Genomic DNA, 16,994 nt, shown 5'->3' on the forward strand with positions numbered 1-16,994 from the left:
CGTAATGTTTGGAAGATTAACTCTAGACTCAATTCCTTATCACGAACCAATAATTGTTATCACCTTGGCGATTGTCGCTTTGGTTGGTTTAGCGGTTATGGTCGCGATAACTAAAGCAGGGAAATGGCAGTACCTGTGGAACGAGTGGTTTACATCAGTAGACCACAAGAAGCTTGGCTTCATGTACATTGCCGTCGCTATGGTAATGCTGATTCGTGGCTTTGCCGATGCGGTCATGATGCGCAGTCAACAATTGCTTTCTTCTGCCGGAGAAGCCGGGTATTTACCGCCTCATCACTATGATCAGATCTTCACCGCCCATGGTGTGATTATGATTTTCTTCGTCGCCATGCCACTTGTTATTGGCTTGATGAACATTATTGTACCACTGCAAATTGGTGCGCGTGATGTGGCCTTCCCATATCTAAATAACCTCAGCTTTTGGTTATTTATTGTTGGTGTGATTTTGACTAACATGTCACTTGGTTTGGGTGAATTTGGTCGCACCGGTTGGTTGGCTTATCCTCCTCTATCGGGTATCGAGGCCAGTCCGGGCGTCGGTGTCGATTACTGGATATGGGCGTTGCAGATATCTGGCGTTGGTACGACGTTAACGGGTGTAAACTTCTTCGCCACGATTTTGCGTATGCGTACACCTTCAATGCCAATAATGAAGATGCCAGTGTTCACTTGGGCTTCTCTGTGTGCCAATATTCTTATCATCATATCGTTCCCTATCTTGACGGTTACGATTGCGCTTTTGACGCTGGATAGATATTTAGGATTCCACTTCTTTACCAATGATCTTGGTGGCAACGTCATGATGTATGTCAACCTGATCTGGGCGTGGGGACATCCAGAGGTATACATTCTTGTACTTCCGATTTTTGGTGTGTTCTCTGAAGTCACGGCGACATTCTCTCGTAAGAAACTGTTTGGCTATACCTCACTGGTATGGGCAACGGTTGTAATTACCATTTTGGCATTTGTGGTTTGGTTACATCACTTCTTCACCATGGGGTCTGGCGCTAATGTGAACGCCTTCTTTGGTATCGCTACCATGATTATTTCTATCCCAACAGGGGTGAAGATTTTCAACTGGCTGTTCACCATGTACAAAGGTCGTATTCGTTTTACCACGCCTATGATGTGGACGGTTGGTTTCCTAATTACCTTCTCAGTTGGTGGTATGACAGGCGTGCTGATGGCCGTACCTGGTGCTGATTTTGTATTGCACAACTCTGTGTTCTTGATCGCGCACTTCCATAACGTCATCATTGGTGGTGTTGTCTTTGGCTGTTTTGCGGCAATCACATACTGGTTCCCGAAAGCCACAGGTTTCATGATGAATGAGGCTTGGGGTAAACGTGCCTTCTATCTTTGGATCGTTGGTTTCTTGATGGCCTTCTTGCCTCTATATGCGCTTGGCTTTATGGGTATGACCCGTCGTTTGAGTCAGGATATTAACCCAGAGTTCTTCCCTCTATTGGCGATTGCTGCTGCAGGTACAGGGGTGATTGCTATGGGTGTGGTGTGTCAGTTTATTCAAATTTATGTGAGTATTCGTGACCGCGAGCAGAACCGCGATCTTACCGGTGACCCGTGGGGTGGACGTACCTTTGAATGGGCGACTTCTTCACCACCACCATTTTACAATTTTGCTCACCTACCAAAAGGTAATGAACTGGATGCATTTTGGTATCAAAAGCAAAGCGGTGAGTTTGACCCAACCAAAGAAGTTGAATACGAGCGCATTCACATGCCAAAGAATACACCGACAGGAATTTATGTTTCTGCTTGGGCTTTGATTTTTGGTTTTGCAATGATTTGGTATATCTGGTGGCTAGCCGCGGCAAGCTTTATCGGTATCGTCGTGACTTGTATCCAACATAGCTACAACGATGATGTTGATTACTATGTTGAAGTAGAAGAAATCAAAGCAATCGAAGCAGAGCGTCGTGCTCAGCTTGAAGAAGCGAAAAAGCAGCCCCAACAACGCGACAAGAAGGATGAACTGGAGGTGACGTATGCAAGCTAATCCTGTAGCTCACGGCCATCATGATGCAAATGGTAATAAACTGTTTGGCTTCTGGGTTTATTTGATGAGTGACTGTGTATTGTTTGCGACGTTATTTGCGACATACGCGGTACTTGAGACGGGCTCGATTAGCGGTCCAACGGGTAAGGACATCTTCCAGCTACCCTTTGTGTTCGTAGAAACCATGCTGCTGCTATTTAGTAGTATTACTTTTGGTTTCGGTATGATTGCCATGAAGCGCCAAGATGTGGCGGGACTAAAACGTTGGTTAAAAGTTACCTTCCTACTTGGTCTTGGCTTCATTGGTATGGAAATCTACGAGTTCCATCACCTGATTGCTGAAGGTTACGGTCCTGAGAAGAGTGCGTTCTTATCTGCTTTCTTCACCCTTGTAGGGACACATGGCCTTCACGTGACTTTTGGTCTTATCTGGTTAGCAATTGGCTATCACCAGCTATCGACCAAAGGTCTCAACGATAACATGGCAATGCGCTTTAACTGTTTAAGCCTGTTTTGGCACTTCCTTGATATCGTATGGATCTGTGTCTTCACTATCGTTTACTTGTTGGGGGTAATGTAATGGCTCAACATTTAGAAACTGGTGCGTCAGATTATGTCAAAGGCTTTATTGCCTCTTTGATTTTGACCGTAATACCTTTCTACTTTGTCTGGTCTCAATCACTGCCTGATACGACAACCTATGTGTTATTGTTCGGCTGTGCGCTTGTGCAGATATTTGTTCACTTCAAGTACTTCTTGCATATGGAATTGAAGACCGATGATGGTCGCTGGAATTTTGTATCGCTGATGTTTACCGCTATTGTTGTTCTGATCCTAATCGCAGGTTCTGTGTGGATCATCTACAACATGACCGTGAACATGAAGTTGTAGGTCGGAGCATGCTGAAAAGTTATTTGTCTATTACTAAACCAGGCATCATTTTCGGCAACCTGATATCTGTTGCGGCAGGGTTCTTCCTTGCCGCAAAAACGGAGAACGTCAGTGTAGCTTTATTATTGGCAACTCTTGCTGGTGTAGGACTAGTGATTGCATCGGGTTGTGTGGTGAACAACATTTTTGATCGAGATATCGACCAGAAAATGAAGCGCACACAAAATCGTGAGCTCGCCAAAGGGAACATTAATATTGATGTTGCTTTTGTTTACGCTCTGATTTTGCTGCTCAGTGGAACCGCCATTTTGTTCCAGATGGCCAATCCTTTGTCTGCGGTTGTTGTCCTATTGGGCTACATTTTTTACGTTTTTTTCTACACTATGTGGTACAAACGTACTTCTGTATACGGTACTTTGGTTGGAAGTATCTCAGGAGCCGTTCCACCACTGGTTGGCTATTTAGCGGTAACCAATTACATTAGTCTGGAAGCCATTTTGCTTTTCGCTATGTTTTGTTTGTGGCAAATGCCTCATTCCTATGCTATTGCCATGTTTCGGATGCAAGACTACCGAGATGCTGGTATACCGGTGTTACCGGTAAAAGAGGGTATTCATAAGGCCCATCGTCATATGAAGGCGTATGTTGTCGCTTTCACTGTGAGTGCAATGGCATTGTTTGTGTTGGGTGAAGCTGGGTATGAATACTTAGTTGTGGCCGCATTGGCATGTTTTATGTGGATGAAAGTTACCTTTAGAAAAATTGATGAAGAAAGCTATATTCCGTGGTCAAAAGCGGTATTTAAAGTGTCTTTGTTGGTTGTAATGGGTATCAGTGGCGTACTCGGTGTTGAACTCATTTCTTTGCCTATTTAATAAATAGTTGCCCTTTTTTACTTTACTATGCCGATAGATTGGTAAAGCCCAAGATTTGTCCAAGGCATGTTTGTGTGAGTGAAGTAGAAAGGGGCGCTTTTTGTTTTGGATATCATGATTCTAACCTGATGGAGTGCGTTAACATGACAAGTGACAATGCGTCTAGTAGAGAAAGCTTGGATAAAACCTCGTTGACATCTGTAAAGAAGGTGACTGTAGCAACTCTCCTATATTCAGGTTTTGAGTTACTTGATGTGTTTGGACCTCTTGAAATGTTTGGTATGTCTCGATACATCAATAATGGTATCGAGCTTAAGTTCGTATCTGAGAATGGTGGTATCGTAGCAAGTAGCGCTGGACCAAAAAGCGTCTGTGATTATAGCTTTAATGACTTTGAACCATGCGATATTCTCATGATTCCAGGAGGTCTTGGTTCGAGGAAAGAAGTCAACAACACGGCCCTGATCGACTGGGTCCAAGAGCAAAGTAGAAAAGCTAAATATGTGGTCTCCGTGTGTACAGGAGCCGCTTTATTGGCGCAAGCTGGGGTTTTAAATGGCCATTCTGCAACAACGAATAAGGTTTCATTTGAATGGGTTAGTAGCTTTAGTGAGTCAACCGAGTGGAGAAAAAAAGCTCGCTGGGTTAAATCACAACACATTTATACTTCCTCAGGTGTATCCGCTGGAATCGATATGTCGCTTGCATTGCTAGAAGAATTATATGGCCGCGATCATGCAGAGAAAGTCGCCCATTTAACGGAATACGTTTGGAATGATGATCCAGATAACGATGACTTTGTGGTGTTTTCTTAGGTTATACTCCGTCAACCATGTCTTAGAATAACTCTACAAACGGTGAGTTAAACCTTTCAATTCAGTAACCGGTTGATTTTCCGTTCATATCAAATTAGCACCTTTGTAAGGTACTGTCGTCTAACTTTCAGCTTGACTACGCTTAGTCCAATATTTCTTCTTGCAGAAGAAAGCGTTCAATCCATGAGGGGAATTGTCACTTGTGAGCATCTGTTTTTCTTAACAGTATCCGAGTGCTTTTGTTTATAGTTTTGAATATAATCTGCTGATATTAAACAAAATTTAAATGGCACTTCGGTGTGATTAGTGAAGCTTGAGAACCAAGACTCTAGGTTACGGTCACATCGCGAGCGTATCGGTTATACCTAGTTCAAAAAGAGGATATATGGACGTATTAGTGCAAATTAGCAACGAAATTCACGAATCAGAAGTCGTGAGTTTGTATCGAGAGAATGGGTGGTCCTCAGCGGATTGTCCAGACAAGCTAATACCGGCATTATTGAATTCAGACACTTTAGTAACTGCAAGGGTAAATAATGAGTTAATAGGACTGGGTAACGCAATATCCGATGGCTCTCTTGTTGTGTATTTTCCACACTTACTTGTTCATCCTAAATATCAGGGCTTAGGTGTTGGGCGAAAGATAATGCAAGTTATGCAGTCTAAGTACAAAGATTTCCACCAGCAAATGTTAACCTCAGATATTGAAGCAATAGAGTTCTATAAGACCCTTGGTTTTGAACGAGCTGGACATACGGAGCCCATGTGGATTTATGCTGGAAATGATCACTAGAGTGCAATCGTTTTAAAGTCATTATTTAGAAGCGGCGGGATTTAGGTAATTGAAAAACCATCGATCAGTATGGTTTTTCTATATCCAAGTACACTCCTAAATTCACATTGTAAATTCTGGAAAAGGCTGGGCCAATGATTGGATGTTGTTGTTTCAACTTAGATGAGCCCCCCTCGAGTTTGTCCCCTAATTTTGACACTGTAACGAGGGGCTGCAATACAATATTATGGCCAATATTTCTTACCATCACGCTAAAATAGCTAAACTACTAGATACTCGGTTTAAACAGCGAATCTGGAAAGGTCACCATGAACAATCAGAAAATTCAGCATTTCTTTCACCCACCTTCAGGTACGATTAGCTATGTCGTTTCTGATTCAACTACTCGTGATGCTATTATTATCGACCCTGTGGCTGACTATGATGAGGAACATGGCAAAATCAGCTTTGAGTCTGCACAGAGTATCATTGAATACGTAGAGCAGCACCATTTTCACATCACGGCGATTTTAGAAACGCACATTCATGCTGATCATTTGTCTGGTTGCTTTCATTTAAACAAAGTGTTTCAAGCGCCGATTTACATTTCTGATCGCGTGAGAGAGATTTATGAAAATTGGAAAGATGAGCTTGGTTTATCTGAGCTTTATCCTTTTGATTCTTTTCTAATGGAAGGTGAATGTTTGACGTTTGGTCACTCTCGTCTTGAAGTGATTGAGACCCCAGGGCATACTCCGTCTGATTTGACTTTTAAAATTGGTGACGCCATTTTTGTCGGCGATTCATTGTTTTATCGCGGCACCGGACGAGCTGACTTCCCTGGTGGGAGCGCGCTGACAATGTACCAGTCGTTATCTAAGCTGTATCAGCTCACTGACGCGACAGCCGTTTATCTTTGCCACAACTATCCTAGTCAAGAAAGCGAGCTTGTTTACAAAACCACCATCGGCGAGGAAAAGCAAAACAACCCGATGATGAATATACGCACAACACAACAAGATTTTGTGATTCTCAGAGAGAGCCGAGATCATCAGCTGCCCAAGCCAAAACTTCTCTTTCCTTCGCTGGAGTATAATCTGACCGCAGATAAACCACACCATTAAGTGTGGCGATTACGAGCATGGAATGGCCGAGCTCCCAGCTTGTTTAGCTTCCTCGATAAGAAGAAAAACTATAGGGAGAGACCAGCAGGGGAACATGGATATGTGACTGAGGATCATTCAGGCCAAAACGAATAACGATATCGTCGAGAAAGCTGGGATCTTCGCTTTGCTCAAAATACGCTCCTACATAAAAAATCAACTGATATTTCCCAATTTTGAATTCACTCCCTTGCAACAAGGCATTATCAGTTCGGCCATCTCGGTTAGTTATCATTGTGCCAACCTTTATCCAGTCTTGGCTCTCTTTACGGTATATCTCGATGTTAATACCAGCTGCAGGACGTCCTCTCATCGTATCGAGAACGTGCGTAGTGAGTTGTGTCATGGTCCCCTCTCTATAATCTGAGGTCTAATTGACTTGTGTTTTACAGTATAGGTGGACATAAGCTAATGTAAGATAAGAAAGCGATGATGATTTTTTGATTACTTATGGGCTCACGTGCTGATCGATAGCAACCGGCTTGCGTAATCATTTTCAGAGAAACCGAAAATAAAGCTATGACTAAATTGACGCTATTTTATGATGGGACCTGCCCACTGTGTGTAAAAGAAATGCTCGCGATTAGAAACAAAGATACTCGTGACCAAATTGCGACCATAGATATACACAGCGACGCGTTTAGCGCGTATCCGAATATAGATCCACTGGAAGCTAACAACATACTCCATGCACTTGATGACCAAGGACATCTTTGGCTTGGACTCGATGCTGCTTATCGAGCTTGGGATATTCTCGGTCGTGGATGGATATATGCGCCGTTAAGGTGGCGATTTATCAAACCTGTAGCGGACCGGTTTTATCTATACTTTGCAAATAATCGTTATTTTATTTCGCGTCTTTTTACTGGCCAGTCACGTTGCGATGCCCAATACAAAGTGTGCCCAGAAAAAACTCACAAGGATAAGTAGTCAAGGAGTCAGCGAATGAATTACAACGCTCACAGCATCGCCATGATGGAATCAAGAATTCGATCTCGTTTCATCAACAGTTTGTCAGGTTTTAAAAGTGCAAACTTAATAGGGACAAGCGATCTGGAGGGAAATGAAAATCTGGCGATTGTGAGTTCAGCATTTCACTTGGGGTCAACGCCACCATTGATGGGGCTTATCATAAGGCCTAGCAGTGTTGAACGTCATACCCTTCAAAACATTTTGGCGACTAAATGTTACACGATAAATGCTGTATCACATGATTTTCTTGCTTCTGCGCACCAGACATCAGCAAGATACAGCAAGCTTGAATCAGAATTTGAAAAGGCGAATCTAACACCTTATTACATTAGTGAATTTAATGCCCCTTTTGTAAGGGAAAGTCCACTTAAGCTGGCGATGAATTTGGTTGACCATCAAACTTTGGCTGTGAATGGCACTGAAATGGTTATCGGTGAGATACAAAATGTGCTGGTGTCTGATACAGCAGTGATGCCTGACGGATATGTTGATGTTGAAGCACTGGATATTGTCACGGTTTCTGGCTTAGACAGCTACCACATTACACAGAGAATCGGGCGTTTGAGCTATGCAAAGCCTGATCAAAAGTTACATCCACTGACGAAGGAAGGAGAGCCTTCCTCTTGGGATGCATTTGGATTGAGCAACTTTAACCGCTGATCATATGGCCACCTCTTAACTGCCTAGCCGGAATATACTGGCTTGGGCAACACCGTAGTTTCACGATTACCATAAATCCTCTTTCATATTTTGTGAGCGTAAAGGATTGGATATAGATATTCGTTCTAGAACTAACCTAATGCACTTGATTTCATTTAAATAATGTATAAAATCCGATCGAATTGTTTCGTTTTTGTTAATTTTTTATTAAATTTTGAGGTTTTGATATGACAAAAATCAGATTATTAGTGCTAACAGGACTAACATTATTGGCCTTTTCTTCTCCGAACGCGCTTGCAGACAATGATGACGGTGGCTTTTATTGGAAGTGCTATTTTAATCCAGTAAGTTGTTTTTAGATAAAGATGGCTGTTTAGTTTTTGCAGGGAAAGGTGACAACAAAGGTATTTTGCTTGTTGCTTCTTGGCAGTAATTCTATGTCGGCACAATGCAAAGCCACGATATCTTTGCAAATAGACATCCCTAACCCAGCACCATCCCCTTCGGCTGAATGGCCTCGGTAAAACTGTTCAAATAGCCTATTTCTTACTTCTAGCGGTATCTCAGGACCTGTGTCTGCAACCAACACTTTCAGTGAGTCTTCATCGTCGGACACGGTTACTTGGATATCGCTACGAGGTCCAGAGTAACGAATGGCATTGTCGATAAGATTTCGAAACAGCACTTCCAATAACATGCTATCTCCGTATAAGGTGATTGCTTTCTCACACAGCAGGCTAATCTCTTGATCATGCTTGAGTGTCAATGGAGCCAGCTCTGCAACCACGTTTTGTAGCAAAGGTGTCAGTTGGACTTGTTCATGGATGCACTCGGATACACTATCGACTTTGGCTAAAGTAAGTAATTGATGAATAAGTCGATCGGTTCTTTCAATGCCTAATAGCGTGTTTTGTAAGCATCGCTCAAGCTCCTTAGGATCATCAATACCGAGCGCGCTTTCTACATTGAGTCGCAAAATTGTCAAAGGTGTTTTCAGTTCATGAGCGGCTGCGCGAGTGAAACGTTTTTCTCTTTGCCAAGCGAGCTCAAGTTCAGACAATAACGAGTTTAAGGCCTCCACTAAAGGGGAAAGCTCTGTGGTATCGTCTTTGACGTGAATGCGATCCAAGCGGTGCACGTTTCTTTGTGCAATAGCACTTCTAAGATCATCTATCGGTTTGAAGTGTTTGTCGATCAACCAAAAAAGTAACACGAGCAAAGTGGGGAGCAACAGCAGTTGTTCTATTGAGGTTGATAAGGCAATTTCTTGGATGATTTCTTGGCGTATTTCTTGTTTCTCTGCAACGACAACATATTCTTTTTTATGCTTATTTTTCGGTAAAGAAAGTTGGAAAGTGCGCCATTCAACACCATCTCGGGTGATATCTGCATAACCATTGTCGCCAAAAGATGACGAAAGGGGTTCTAGATCGCTAGCAGAGCTCCAGATCATCTGGTTATTGCGGTAAAATTGAAACACTAGGTTTTGTTCGTAAGGGTGGCCAAATTCTGTTGCTTTATCTTCTTCGATTTGAGACATGGACTGAATGTCTTTCATCCACTCGAAGTAGATTTCTCCCTGGTTTGCAAATATTTGCTCTTCTGTTGAGAGAGAAAGAGAGAGTAAGATTAATTTTGCCGATTGCCCAAGCCTTGCATCATAAACCTCTTCTACTTCATGCTTTGCAGAATGGAAACTAAAGTAAAGAGAGATCAATAAGAGTACGCTAACCAGTATTCCAACCGACAAGGTTAATTGCCGTTTAATAGAGTAAGATTTATTATTTTTGAAGGACATAGCCAACACCGCGTATGTTTTTTATGATCACATCAGGCGCTTTTCTGCGCAGGTTGTGAATATGTACTTCTATGGCATTGTCACTTGAACCTTCACCCCAGCCATGCAGTGATTGCTGCAATTGTTCTTTACTGAGTACTCGTCCGGCATTTGTCATTAAGCTAGTGAGGATTTTAAATTCATGGCCGGTCAGTTTAAGCGGTTGATCGTTATATAGAACAATGTGTTTAGACAATGATAAAGACAGCTGGCCGACTTGAATGATTTCCTCGGCGCAACCAGATTGACGACGAATTAACACGCGCAATCTGGCGAGTAGTTCTTCGAGTGCAAAAGGCTTGCCTAAGTAATCATCGGCACCACCATCAAGGCCTTGCACTCGATCGCGAATGTCATCCCGTGCGGTGAGTATCATCACTGGCAGTTTAAATCCATTTTTACGAATATCACGCAGTACCTTGAGTCCGTCGATATCTGGAAGTGTTAGATCCAAAATAACCGCTGTGAAGTCGTCGGTTTTTAAGGCACTGGTTACGATAGTACCTTTTTCAACCCAATCCACAGTGTAGCCATGGTGCCCAAGAGAAGACACCATGGATTGGCCGAGTAACTTGTCATCTTCTACGAGTAATAATCGCATGAATTATTTTAATCTCCCGAGTGTTTGTTCAATTTCCAGCTTACGACCTTGGTCTGCTAAAGGTCTATCTGGGCGGGGTGATGCATGCATGGCGCGAGTCAAATAGAGTTTTGCTTCTTTGTCTCTGCCTTCTTCGGCTAAGAAGTCTCCATAAAAATAGTTAGGATCTATACCTTCTGGGTTGATCTCTAACGCTTTTTTCAACATATCTTCGGCTTTTTCATCATCGCCAAAGCCGATCGGCCATCCCGGAACCTTATAATACAGCGAACCTAAGCTGGTGTATGCAGAACCGTCGAGAGTTTGTGGCGCGGAGGCGATGACTTTCTCAAGCAGATCTTTAGCTTCTTCGGCAAGAGAGAGCGCGCCTAATCCACCTTGAGCGCCAGCAAGAGAAGCTTTGTTTATCGCTAGCCATACGGTGAGTTCTGGGTTTTCTGGTGTACGGTCGAGATAAATGTTGGTTTTGGCAATCGCGCGATGGAAACAATATTCCTTTTCGTCCCCGTCAGGTGTTTGGTACTGGCACTCTGCCCATTTAGCTTGTATCTCTTGCAAAGGGGTATTTTCTGCCAATGTGACTGGCGCAGCTAACGCGAAACACATTGCCAAACTGTAAACGCGTGGTTTGATATTCATGATTGCTATCCTCTTAGTGGCTGACTCTGTTGATATACTGGTGGATGGTGTCTTGCTGTTTGCGAATGGCAGAAGAAACCAAACTGGGTAGTAGCTGATTGATTCGAGCAAATAGCTTTTCTGGCCACCCAATCCACTTTGCAGAGATTTCTTTCTCCAGCATGGTAATGACGTGTTTTGCCACAACCTGCGGAGAGTCTGTCTTATTACCTAGTTGCCGATTCATTTCATTGACAGCATCACTATTGAGAGATGTTTCTGTTGCTCTGGGCGCCAAATACAGAGCGCGGATGCCAGTTGCGTATAATTCTCTATCTAGTGCTTCTGTGAATCTGTGTAATCCAGCTTTCGCTGCACAATACGAGGTATAGCCAGGAAAACCTATGGAGCCAAATGTTGACCCAATATTTAATATAACGCCCGGCTGCGCCAACCACGACAATGATGACTGACAGAGCAAAATAGGGGCGATCAGGTTGAGTTGAATTTCATCTGTGATTTGAGCTTGGCGTCGATCAGTGAGCAGTGAAAAGTCATTACTGCCCGCATTGTTGATCAAGGCGTTGATTTTGGTATTGCTTCGCACCCATTCATTGATGGCGTTTAGCCCTTCTTTTGATGTAATGTCAGCCTCAATGACGGCATGCTTGTCTTGATTGGGCAGTGCTTGCTTGAGTGCGGCTAAGCGCTTTTTATTTCGCCCAATCAGTACTAAGTTCGCCCCCTGTTTGGACAACGCCTGAGCAATGGCTTGGCCAATGCCACCCGTAGCGCCAGTTAGGATGATTGTGCTGTTATCTATCTTCATGGTACACCTCATGCCGCTTGCTGAGTGGATTGGGTGGGAAGAGTTCGCAGCATTTGTCCGTAGAGTGAGAACACCATATTTGCAGCCTCAATGATCACTTGCTTGTCTTCGTCTCGGGTGATTTGGTTCATTAAAGAGGCAAAAAATTGCAAATGATCTTGGTCTAACACGCTGTGTGAAACCAGATAAGTCATTGCGGTTGATGGCAGGTTTAGCGTTTGCTGGATTTTCTCCGCCATTTGACCACCAATGCCAACGCTGGTGCCTTCCAACACCCACACCATACCAAATAGGGCGAGGGGATTACGTCGGTCGATATGATGGTACAAATACGACACCATCAGCTCTATGGCATCACACACTTTTCCCATGCCTTGATTATTGCGCACGAGGTCTGCATCGAAGCCACAAGCTTGAATATCATCTAAGATCCATTCTTGATGACCTTGTTCCTCTTCAATGTATTCAGCAATGGCTTCGCGTAACCATTCATAGTCTGCTGACAAACGACCGCCACATGCCATAAGGAGTGGCACTGTGTGTTTAACGTGATGATAAGCCTGAGTGAGAAAAGCGACGTACATTTGCTCAGAAATATTGCCTTGCTGCACTTGCTCAATAACTGGCGCACTTAACATGGCTTGTTGCGCCTTGGCAGTATCTTGTTTGAGTTGTTCGAAAAATAAGCTCATGATCTTCTCCTATTAAGATGCGGTTTGAAAATGGGCGTGTGTATGGCAAACAGGAACCTCGACACGTTGGATGTTTTGGCGTTCCCATGTGAAGTTGTTGGTCTTGCGCTTGAGTAAGTGTTCCACGTCTTGTTCGATGTTTTGGCGTTTGGGTTTGCCGTTATCTGTGAACCAAGCAGAGATCGCCGCTGGATTATCTAGCAGCAGCAATGTGCGAATTTGAGCGTAATCAGGCAGCGTGCTGTTTAATTTCGCAATCTCGTGCTCGATATTCTTATGTCGTTTTGCAACTGCACATAAGGCTTGCTGATGGTCTCCGGTAACAATCAGTGGCACTGTTGGCAAAAAAGCCATTGCTTCTGACTCGATCCACTCTGGTGAAACATTTCGCCCATATAGGGTTATAACGAGGTTCTTTTTGCGACCTAGTAGGCTGACGAACCCTTGCTCATCGATTTGTGCTAAATCACCTGTCGCTAACCATTGTTGTGTGAATGGCTCATTTAAGTATCCAAGTGCTGTGTTGCCTTTGACCAAGAGCTCGCCGTCTTGTGCGAGACGAACCTTTGTATGTGGCAATGGTTTTCCACATGTACCTATTTTAAAATCCGATGGTGTATTAAGGCACACCACAGAACCACACTCAGAGAGTCCATACCCCTCAAAAACAGGAAGATCCAAAGCCTGAGCTGCTTTTATAAGTTGCTCTGAGACTCTTGCGCCGCCGACCGCAATAAAGCTCAGCGATTTGGTGAGATTTGGCTGTTGTTTGGCTATCTGAATTAGGGCAAGCAAGAGAGCAGGCGTTAGAACTAAACTTTCTGGTTTTATTGTGGCTAAGGCGCTGGCAAAACGGTGTGGGTCGAACTGGTTTGATCCCAATAGACCCGTTTGTTCGGCTGGCAGAATGGATGAGGTTACACCCAATAGCAGTGGTACGTATAGGCCGGTGATATTTTCAAGTAGCGTTGATAGCGGCAGTAATACGAAATGCGATTGAGCATGGCCTTGTACAGTCAAAGCAAGAGATTGAGCCACGTTACCTAAATGCTCGTAACTCAGACACACGCCTTTTGGCTGACCGGTCGAGCCTGAGGTAAAGGTGATTTTCCCTGTGCCAGCAAGGTAAGCCTTTTGCCCAACGGACTGTCTACGCAGCAAAGGTAAATGAGCGATTGAAAGTGAGCTGGGGGACGTTATTTTATTCTGCTCGGTGTGAGCCGTTAACCATGTTTGCCAATCACCCACCAGAGCATCGACGCACGATTGTTCTAATGTATGTAACACCTGAGCATCAGAAAAGAATGTTGGAATTGGCACCACAACGACATCTGCCGACATAGCGGCTAAATCGACAACGGCCCAGTGAATGCTGTTTTCTGCTCGTAACGCCAGCGCTTTAATGTCTTGTGCTTTTAGCTGTTTGGCGACGTGTTCTATTTGGCTTATGAGTTCAGAGTAGGTCATTTCCACCCTTTGCCCTTCGTGAACACCCACGAAAGCAATGTGGTTTGGATGTGTCTTTGCCCATTTTTGGATGGCATTGAGGATAATGTTCATAGCGCCCCTGTTTGTTGTCATCGTTGTGATTTACTACTGATAACTAAGCTTGTTTACGCATTCTTTTTTGAACGGCTTTAAGGCGTTCAAGCCCTTTAACCAAATTGCCAGCAAGAACGCGAGGCTGGTGCTCGTAGTACGATCCCCAAGTCGCTTTAGCATCCGGTACTTTGTTTTGATCAGCTGGTGCGATAATGTGAGCTTCTAAACCTAAGCGCGTCATCATGGCATGAAGAGGGTCGGTGGCAGTGAAAATACACCACTCAAAACCAAGACTGACCAGCCTTTGTGCAATCAGGTAGAAGTGCAGTGATGACATGCCTTTTGCAAAGGAGGCTAAGTGGCCAAACTCCACTAAATTGGCGCGTTTAACATCGCAATCAAAAACATTTGAAATGAGCTTGTGCGCATCATCTTCAAGATATTGCTCAAGAAACAAAGGTTCGTTTTGGGCAATACGAAAGCCACACACTGAAATAATCTCGTTACCTTCAATGAGCGTCAGATACGCTGGCATAAACTGTTTGAGGTTGGCAAAGAATGCATCTCGATAACGTTGAGACACATGATTCGTTACTTTGCTCCACAGAGGATGCATAGGGCCAACAATGTCTAATATGAAGTCGTTGGTATCAGTGGTCGCTGGATATGTCATGATATTCCCCTTTATTTTTTCTTCTATCAGAAAAGTAAGAAGCGAAACTTAAGGGAATCTTAGCGAAACGAATTTTGCTTAATGAATGGTCGATAGCGAGTTGATGCTGAACTTTCTTGACCGTCAATCACTGCACATTAAGTGGCTAGAAAGTTTAAATGGGGAAAGATTGTAGAAAAAGAGTGATTGCAAAAATTGAACACGCCATGGCTTTAGTTTATTTAAAATCAATTGCTTAAATAATTTTTATTTTTCTTGATATCTGCAATTGTCTATTTTTATATTTTTTCCGAGCGTTTCGGAGTGTTTCTCTGTTGTTTTATTCTTCACCTCGTTACCGTGCTGCAAATTCTGTTAGCAATAACTGGGTAATGAGTTATGAAGCAAAGTATTCGTATAAGTTCAAAGTTTACAAAAATTATTTTACCTATGATGGTCACGTCCTTGTTATTTGGATGTGGTGGCGGTTCCTCAGGTGGTGATGGTAGTTCTACCAATACGGGAGGAGGAAGTAGTCCTGAGCCTGCAAACCTTCCGGCACTAAAATCTCTCAGCGTTCCGGAAGTCAATTTTCAGACTATTCAGCCTTCTGATATAGAGCTTGTTGACTCCAATGACGTTTCATTGGATGCGATGGCCTACAGTAACGAAGCAGACGATAAACGAATGTTCGAGGTGGATTTTCAAGAATGTGAGGAGTGTGATGCCCCAGTAATGCCCAACGTTACTCGTGTTTTTGATATAAACCAAAAGTACATTATGTTCAATATGAAGGATTCAACGGTAGCTTGGAATGGCATCGTTTATCACGGCGATTACCCAGTCATTATGGATAAGCAAACTGGCCGACTTTATCCTATCGTTATTGATGGCAAAGTATCAGAGTTTGACTACGGCCTGCAAAACGAAAGTCCATTTCTTAGTCAGCAGAAGCAGGGTGATATAATCCCAAACAATATGTTGTATAGCTTTGATATTACCGATAGAACTCACTGGCATACGCGAGGTATTTTCAAAGCTGAGCTAAAAAATAATGCCTTTGTATTTAAAACGTTAAAAAGTGATGTTTATGCTGATGAGCGAGACATACAGATAGACAAAGAGGGTAACATTCTTGCTCAGTATCAGGATCCTCCAGAATATGAAATCGAGGAATATAATCATTATGCTTATATTTCAAAGTTAGATGAATTTCAGGAGATAGACTACCAAGACACTCTTCAACGTTATGACGGCCTTAGAGTAATTGATGGCAAACTCGCAGGAATTGATAAGGCAAACTCTGACTATTTTTCTTTCGTTGAGCCAGTTGGAAACAAGCTTGAATCTACACTTAGTCAATACCTAATTACAGACTCAGAAAACAGTCGAGTATGGTACAACAAGCGCAGTCCACAAATTGATGGTTTCGATATGAATATGAGTTGTATCGTCAACCGATTAAATGGGACTCGTTACGATTACGTTGGTCAAAGTAGTCTTATATCAGTAGATCGCCCCTATTCATCATTTGATGCGTTAAGAGCGTCGCAACACACCTTGTTTTGTGTCGATTACATTCAATCTTGGCAAGAAAAAGGGGTAACAGTCAAAGTGTCAGCTTTTGATACTAAGACTCAGACATTTTATGACTTTGATACAGGAATTGAGCTTTACGATGACTTTACCTCACTTAACCAAGATGGTGAGCTTGGGTTAACAGCAAACGATGGTGTCGTGGTTCAATCTGATCAAAGTGTCATGTTATATATGAATCGAATCAACAGTGATGAAGTTGTAGAATTTTACATAGACCCAATATCGAAGACTGTCGCCGAAAAAGTTAATCACGGTTACATATCTCCAGTTGGATTCGCTTCGTTGAGCTATTAATCTTCAAAAGTGTGAAAACGCACTTCAAAATACCATAGAAAAAGCGGCTTAAAGCCGCTTTTTCTTATTCAAATTAGGCATAACAGAAGTGGCCCCCGATTTTCGGACATGACTTTAAGTGATTGATCTGTTTTGATAGTACCC

18 protein-coding genes are annotated in these 16,994 nt (G+C 43.1%); 10 read left to right on the forward strand and 8 right to left on the reverse strand.

The features are described 5' to 3' along the window. Positions 1–4: 4 nt before the first annotated feature. The 7 genes from cyoB (at position 5) to QQK21_RS03595 (ending at position 6,515) form a co-directional block, all read left to right on the forward strand. Positions 5–2,038 carry a cytochrome o ubiquinol oxidase subunit I gene (cyoB, locus tag QQK21_RS03565; RefSeq protein WP_284190823.1) on the forward strand — a complete coding sequence of 678 codons (2,034 nt, stop codon included), beginning with the start codon at positions 5–7 and terminating at the stop codon, positions 2,036–2,038. Beyond that, a complete protein-coding gene (gene cyoC / locus QQK21_RS03570) occupies positions 2,028–2,618 on the forward strand; it encodes a cytochrome o ubiquinol oxidase subunit III (RefSeq protein ID WP_284190824.1) in 591 nt (196 codons plus the stop codon). The genes cyoB and cyoC overlap by 11 nt, the downstream gene beginning before the upstream one ends. Beyond that, positions 2,618–2,929 carry a cytochrome o ubiquinol oxidase subunit IV gene (gene cyoD / locus QQK21_RS03575; RefSeq protein ID WP_284190825.1) on the forward strand — a complete coding sequence of 104 codons (312 nt, stop codon included), beginning with the start codon at positions 2,618–2,620 and terminating at the stop codon, positions 2,927–2,929. The genes cyoC and cyoD overlap by 1 nt, the downstream gene beginning before the upstream one ends. An 8-nt stretch (positions 2,930–2,937) precedes the next feature. Continuing rightward, a complete protein-coding gene (gene cyoE, locus QQK21_RS03580; protein WP_284190843.1) occupies positions 2,938–3,804 on the forward strand; it encodes a heme o synthase in 867 nt (288 codons plus the stop codon). A gap of 143 nt (positions 3,805–3,947) precedes the next feature. Then, on the forward strand, positions 3,948–4,619 hold the full coding sequence (locus QQK21_RS03585) for a DJ-1/PfpI family protein (RefSeq protein ID WP_284190826.1): 672 nt from the start codon (positions 3,948–3,950) through the stop codon (positions 4,617–4,619). 385 nt (positions 4,620–5,004) lie between these two features. Further along, the gene (locus tag QQK21_RS03590; protein ID WP_284190827.1) at positions 5,005–5,412 is read left to right on the forward strand and encodes a GNAT family N-acetyltransferase; all 408 of its coding nucleotides are present in this window, start codon (positions 5,005–5,007) and stop codon (positions 5,410–5,412) included. A gap of 308 nt (positions 5,413–5,720) precedes the next feature. Next, the gene (locus QQK21_RS03595; RefSeq protein ID WP_284190828.1) at positions 5,721–6,515 is read left to right on the forward strand and encodes an MBL fold metallo-hydrolase; all 795 of its coding nucleotides are present in this window, start codon (positions 5,721–5,723) and stop codon (positions 6,513–6,515) included. A 43-nt stretch (positions 6,516–6,558) separates the two neighbouring features. On the opposite strand, the gene uraH is transcribed toward QQK21_RS03595, so the two are convergent. Beyond that, a complete protein-coding gene (gene uraH, locus QQK21_RS03600) occupies positions 6,559–6,900 on the reverse strand; it encodes a hydroxyisourate hydrolase (RefSeq protein ID WP_284190829.1) in 342 nt (113 codons plus the stop codon). Positions 6,901–7,073: 173 nt separating this feature from the next. Here uraH and QQK21_RS03605 point away from each other — a divergent pair, with 173 nt between their 5' ends. Then, positions 7,074–7,484, forward strand: coding sequence for a thiol-disulfide oxidoreductase DCC family protein (locus QQK21_RS03605; RefSeq protein WP_284190830.1), 411 nt, complete (start codon positions 7,074–7,076; stop codon positions 7,482–7,484). 15 nt (positions 7,485–7,499) lie between these two features. Further along, the gene (locus QQK21_RS03610; protein ID WP_284190831.1) at positions 7,500–8,186 is read left to right on the forward strand and encodes a flavin reductase family protein; all 687 of its coding nucleotides are present in this window, start codon (positions 7,500–7,502) and stop codon (positions 8,184–8,186) included. Positions 8,187–8,559: 373 nt separating this feature from the next. On the opposite strand, the gene QQK21_RS03615 is transcribed toward QQK21_RS03610, so the two are convergent. Genes QQK21_RS03615 through QQK21_RS03645 form a run of 7 tightly spaced genes read right to left on the reverse strand, consistent with a single transcriptional unit; the run spans position 8,560 to position 14,978 of the window. Beyond that, positions 8,560–9,984 carry a sensor histidine kinase gene (locus QQK21_RS03615; protein ID WP_284190832.1) on the reverse strand — a complete coding sequence of 475 codons (1,425 nt, stop codon included), beginning with the start codon at positions 9,982–9,984 and terminating at the stop codon, positions 8,560–8,562. Then, positions 9,968–10,624: a response regulator gene (locus QQK21_RS03620; protein WP_284190833.1), complete on the reverse strand. Its 657-nt coding sequence runs from the start codon at positions 10,622–10,624 to the stop codon at positions 9,968–9,970. Before QQK21_RS03620 ends, QQK21_RS03615 begins: the two co-directional genes overlap by 17 nt. 3 nt (positions 10,625–10,627) lie before the next feature. After that, positions 10,628–11,230, reverse strand: coding sequence for a tetratricopeptide repeat protein (locus QQK21_RS03625; protein WP_431313097.1), 603 nt, complete (start codon positions 11,228–11,230; stop codon positions 10,628–10,630). A gap of 46 nt (positions 11,231–11,276) precedes the next feature. Next, positions 11,277–12,071, reverse strand: a complete 795-nt coding sequence (locus QQK21_RS03630; protein WP_284190835.1) for an SDR family oxidoreductase — start codon at positions 12,069–12,071, stop codon at positions 11,277–11,279. 8 nt (positions 12,072–12,079) lie between these two features. Further along, the gene (locus QQK21_RS03635; protein WP_284190836.1) at positions 12,080–12,763 is read right to left on the reverse strand and encodes an iron-containing redox enzyme family protein; all 684 of its coding nucleotides are present in this window, start codon (positions 12,761–12,763) and stop codon (positions 12,080–12,082) included. A 12-nt stretch (positions 12,764–12,775) separates the two neighbouring features. Continuing rightward, positions 12,776–14,323, reverse strand: coding sequence for an AMP-binding protein (locus QQK21_RS03640; protein WP_284190837.1), 1,548 nt, complete (start codon positions 14,321–14,323; stop codon positions 12,776–12,778). Positions 14,324–14,366: 43 nt separating this feature from the next. Further along, the gene (locus tag QQK21_RS03645) at positions 14,367–14,978 is read right to left on the reverse strand and encodes a thermostable hemolysin (protein WP_284190838.1); all 612 of its coding nucleotides are present in this window, start codon (positions 14,976–14,978) and stop codon (positions 14,367–14,369) included. 378 nt (positions 14,979–15,356) lie between these two features. Here QQK21_RS03645 and QQK21_RS03650 point away from each other — a divergent pair, with 378 nt between their 5' ends. Beyond that, positions 15,357–16,850: a hypothetical protein gene (locus QQK21_RS03650; RefSeq protein WP_284190839.1), complete on the forward strand. Its 1,494-nt coding sequence runs from the start codon at positions 15,357–15,359 to the stop codon at positions 16,848–16,850. Positions 16,851–16,994 lie beyond the last annotated feature (144 nt).

The sequence above is a fragment of the Vibrio zhanjiangensis genome (assembly GCF_030161235.1).
Classification (GTDB): domain Bacteria; phylum Pseudomonadota; class Gammaproteobacteria; order Enterobacterales; family Vibrionaceae; genus Vibrio; species Vibrio zhanjiangensis.

Coding starts and splice junctions, on each gene's coding strand:
- QQK21_RS03650 (WP_284190839.1), top strand. CDS start 15,357: ATGAAGCAAAGTATTCGTATAAGTTCAAAGTTTACAAAAATTATTTTA.
- cyoC (WP_284190824.1), top strand. CDS start 2,028: ATGCAAGCTAATCCTGTAGCTCACGGCCATCATGATGCAAATGGTAAT.
- QQK21_RS03645 (WP_284190838.1), bottom strand. CDS start 14,978: ATGACATATCCAGCGACCACTGATACCAACGACTTCATATTAGACATT.
- QQK21_RS03630 (WP_284190835.1), bottom strand. CDS start 12,071: ATGAAGATAGATAACAGCACAATCATCCTAACTGGCGCTACGGGTGGC.
- QQK21_RS03620 (WP_284190833.1), bottom strand. CDS start 10,624: ATGCGATTATTACTCGTAGAAGATGACAAGTTACTCGGCCAATCCATG.
- QQK21_RS03615 (WP_284190832.1), bottom strand. CDS start 9,984: ATGTCCTTCAAAAATAATAAATCTTACTCTATTAAACGGCAATTAACC.
- QQK21_RS03610 (WP_284190831.1), top strand. CDS start 7,500: ATGAATTACAACGCTCACAGCATCGCCATGATGGAATCAAGAATTCGA.
- QQK21_RS03595 (WP_284190828.1), top strand. CDS start 5,721: ATGAACAATCAGAAAATTCAGCATTTCTTTCACCCACCTTCAGGTACG.
- uraH (WP_284190829.1), bottom strand. CDS start 6,900: ATGACACAACTCACTACGCACGTTCTCGATACGATGAGAGGACGTCCT.
- QQK21_RS03635 (WP_284190836.1), bottom strand. CDS start 12,763: ATGAGCTTATTTTTCGAACAACTCAAACAAGATACTGCCAAGGCGCAA.
- cyoD (WP_284190825.1), top strand. CDS start 2,618: ATGGCTCAACATTTAGAAACTGGTGCGTCAGATTATGTCAAAGGCTTT.
- QQK21_RS03605 (WP_284190830.1), top strand. CDS start 7,074: ATGACTAAATTGACGCTATTTTATGATGGGACCTGCCCACTGTGTGTA.
- QQK21_RS03590 (WP_284190827.1), top strand. CDS start 5,005: ATGGACGTATTAGTGCAAATTAGCAACGAAATTCACGAATCAGAAGTC.
- cyoE (WP_284190843.1), top strand. CDS start 2,938: ATGCTGAAAAGTTATTTGTCTATTACTAAACCAGGCATCATTTTCGGC.
- QQK21_RS03640 (WP_284190837.1), bottom strand. CDS start 14,323: ATGAACATTATCCTCAATGCCATCCAAAAATGGGCAAAGACACATCCA.
- QQK21_RS03625 (WP_431313097.1), bottom strand. CDS start 11,230: ATGTGTTTCGCGTTAGCTGCGCCAGTCACATTGGCAGAAAATACCCCT.
- cyoB (WP_284190823.1), top strand. CDS start 5: ATGTTTGGAAGATTAACTCTAGACTCAATTCCTTATCACGAACCAATA.
- QQK21_RS03585 (WP_284190826.1), top strand. CDS start 3,948: ATGACAAGTGACAATGCGTCTAGTAGAGAAAGCTTGGATAAAACCTCG.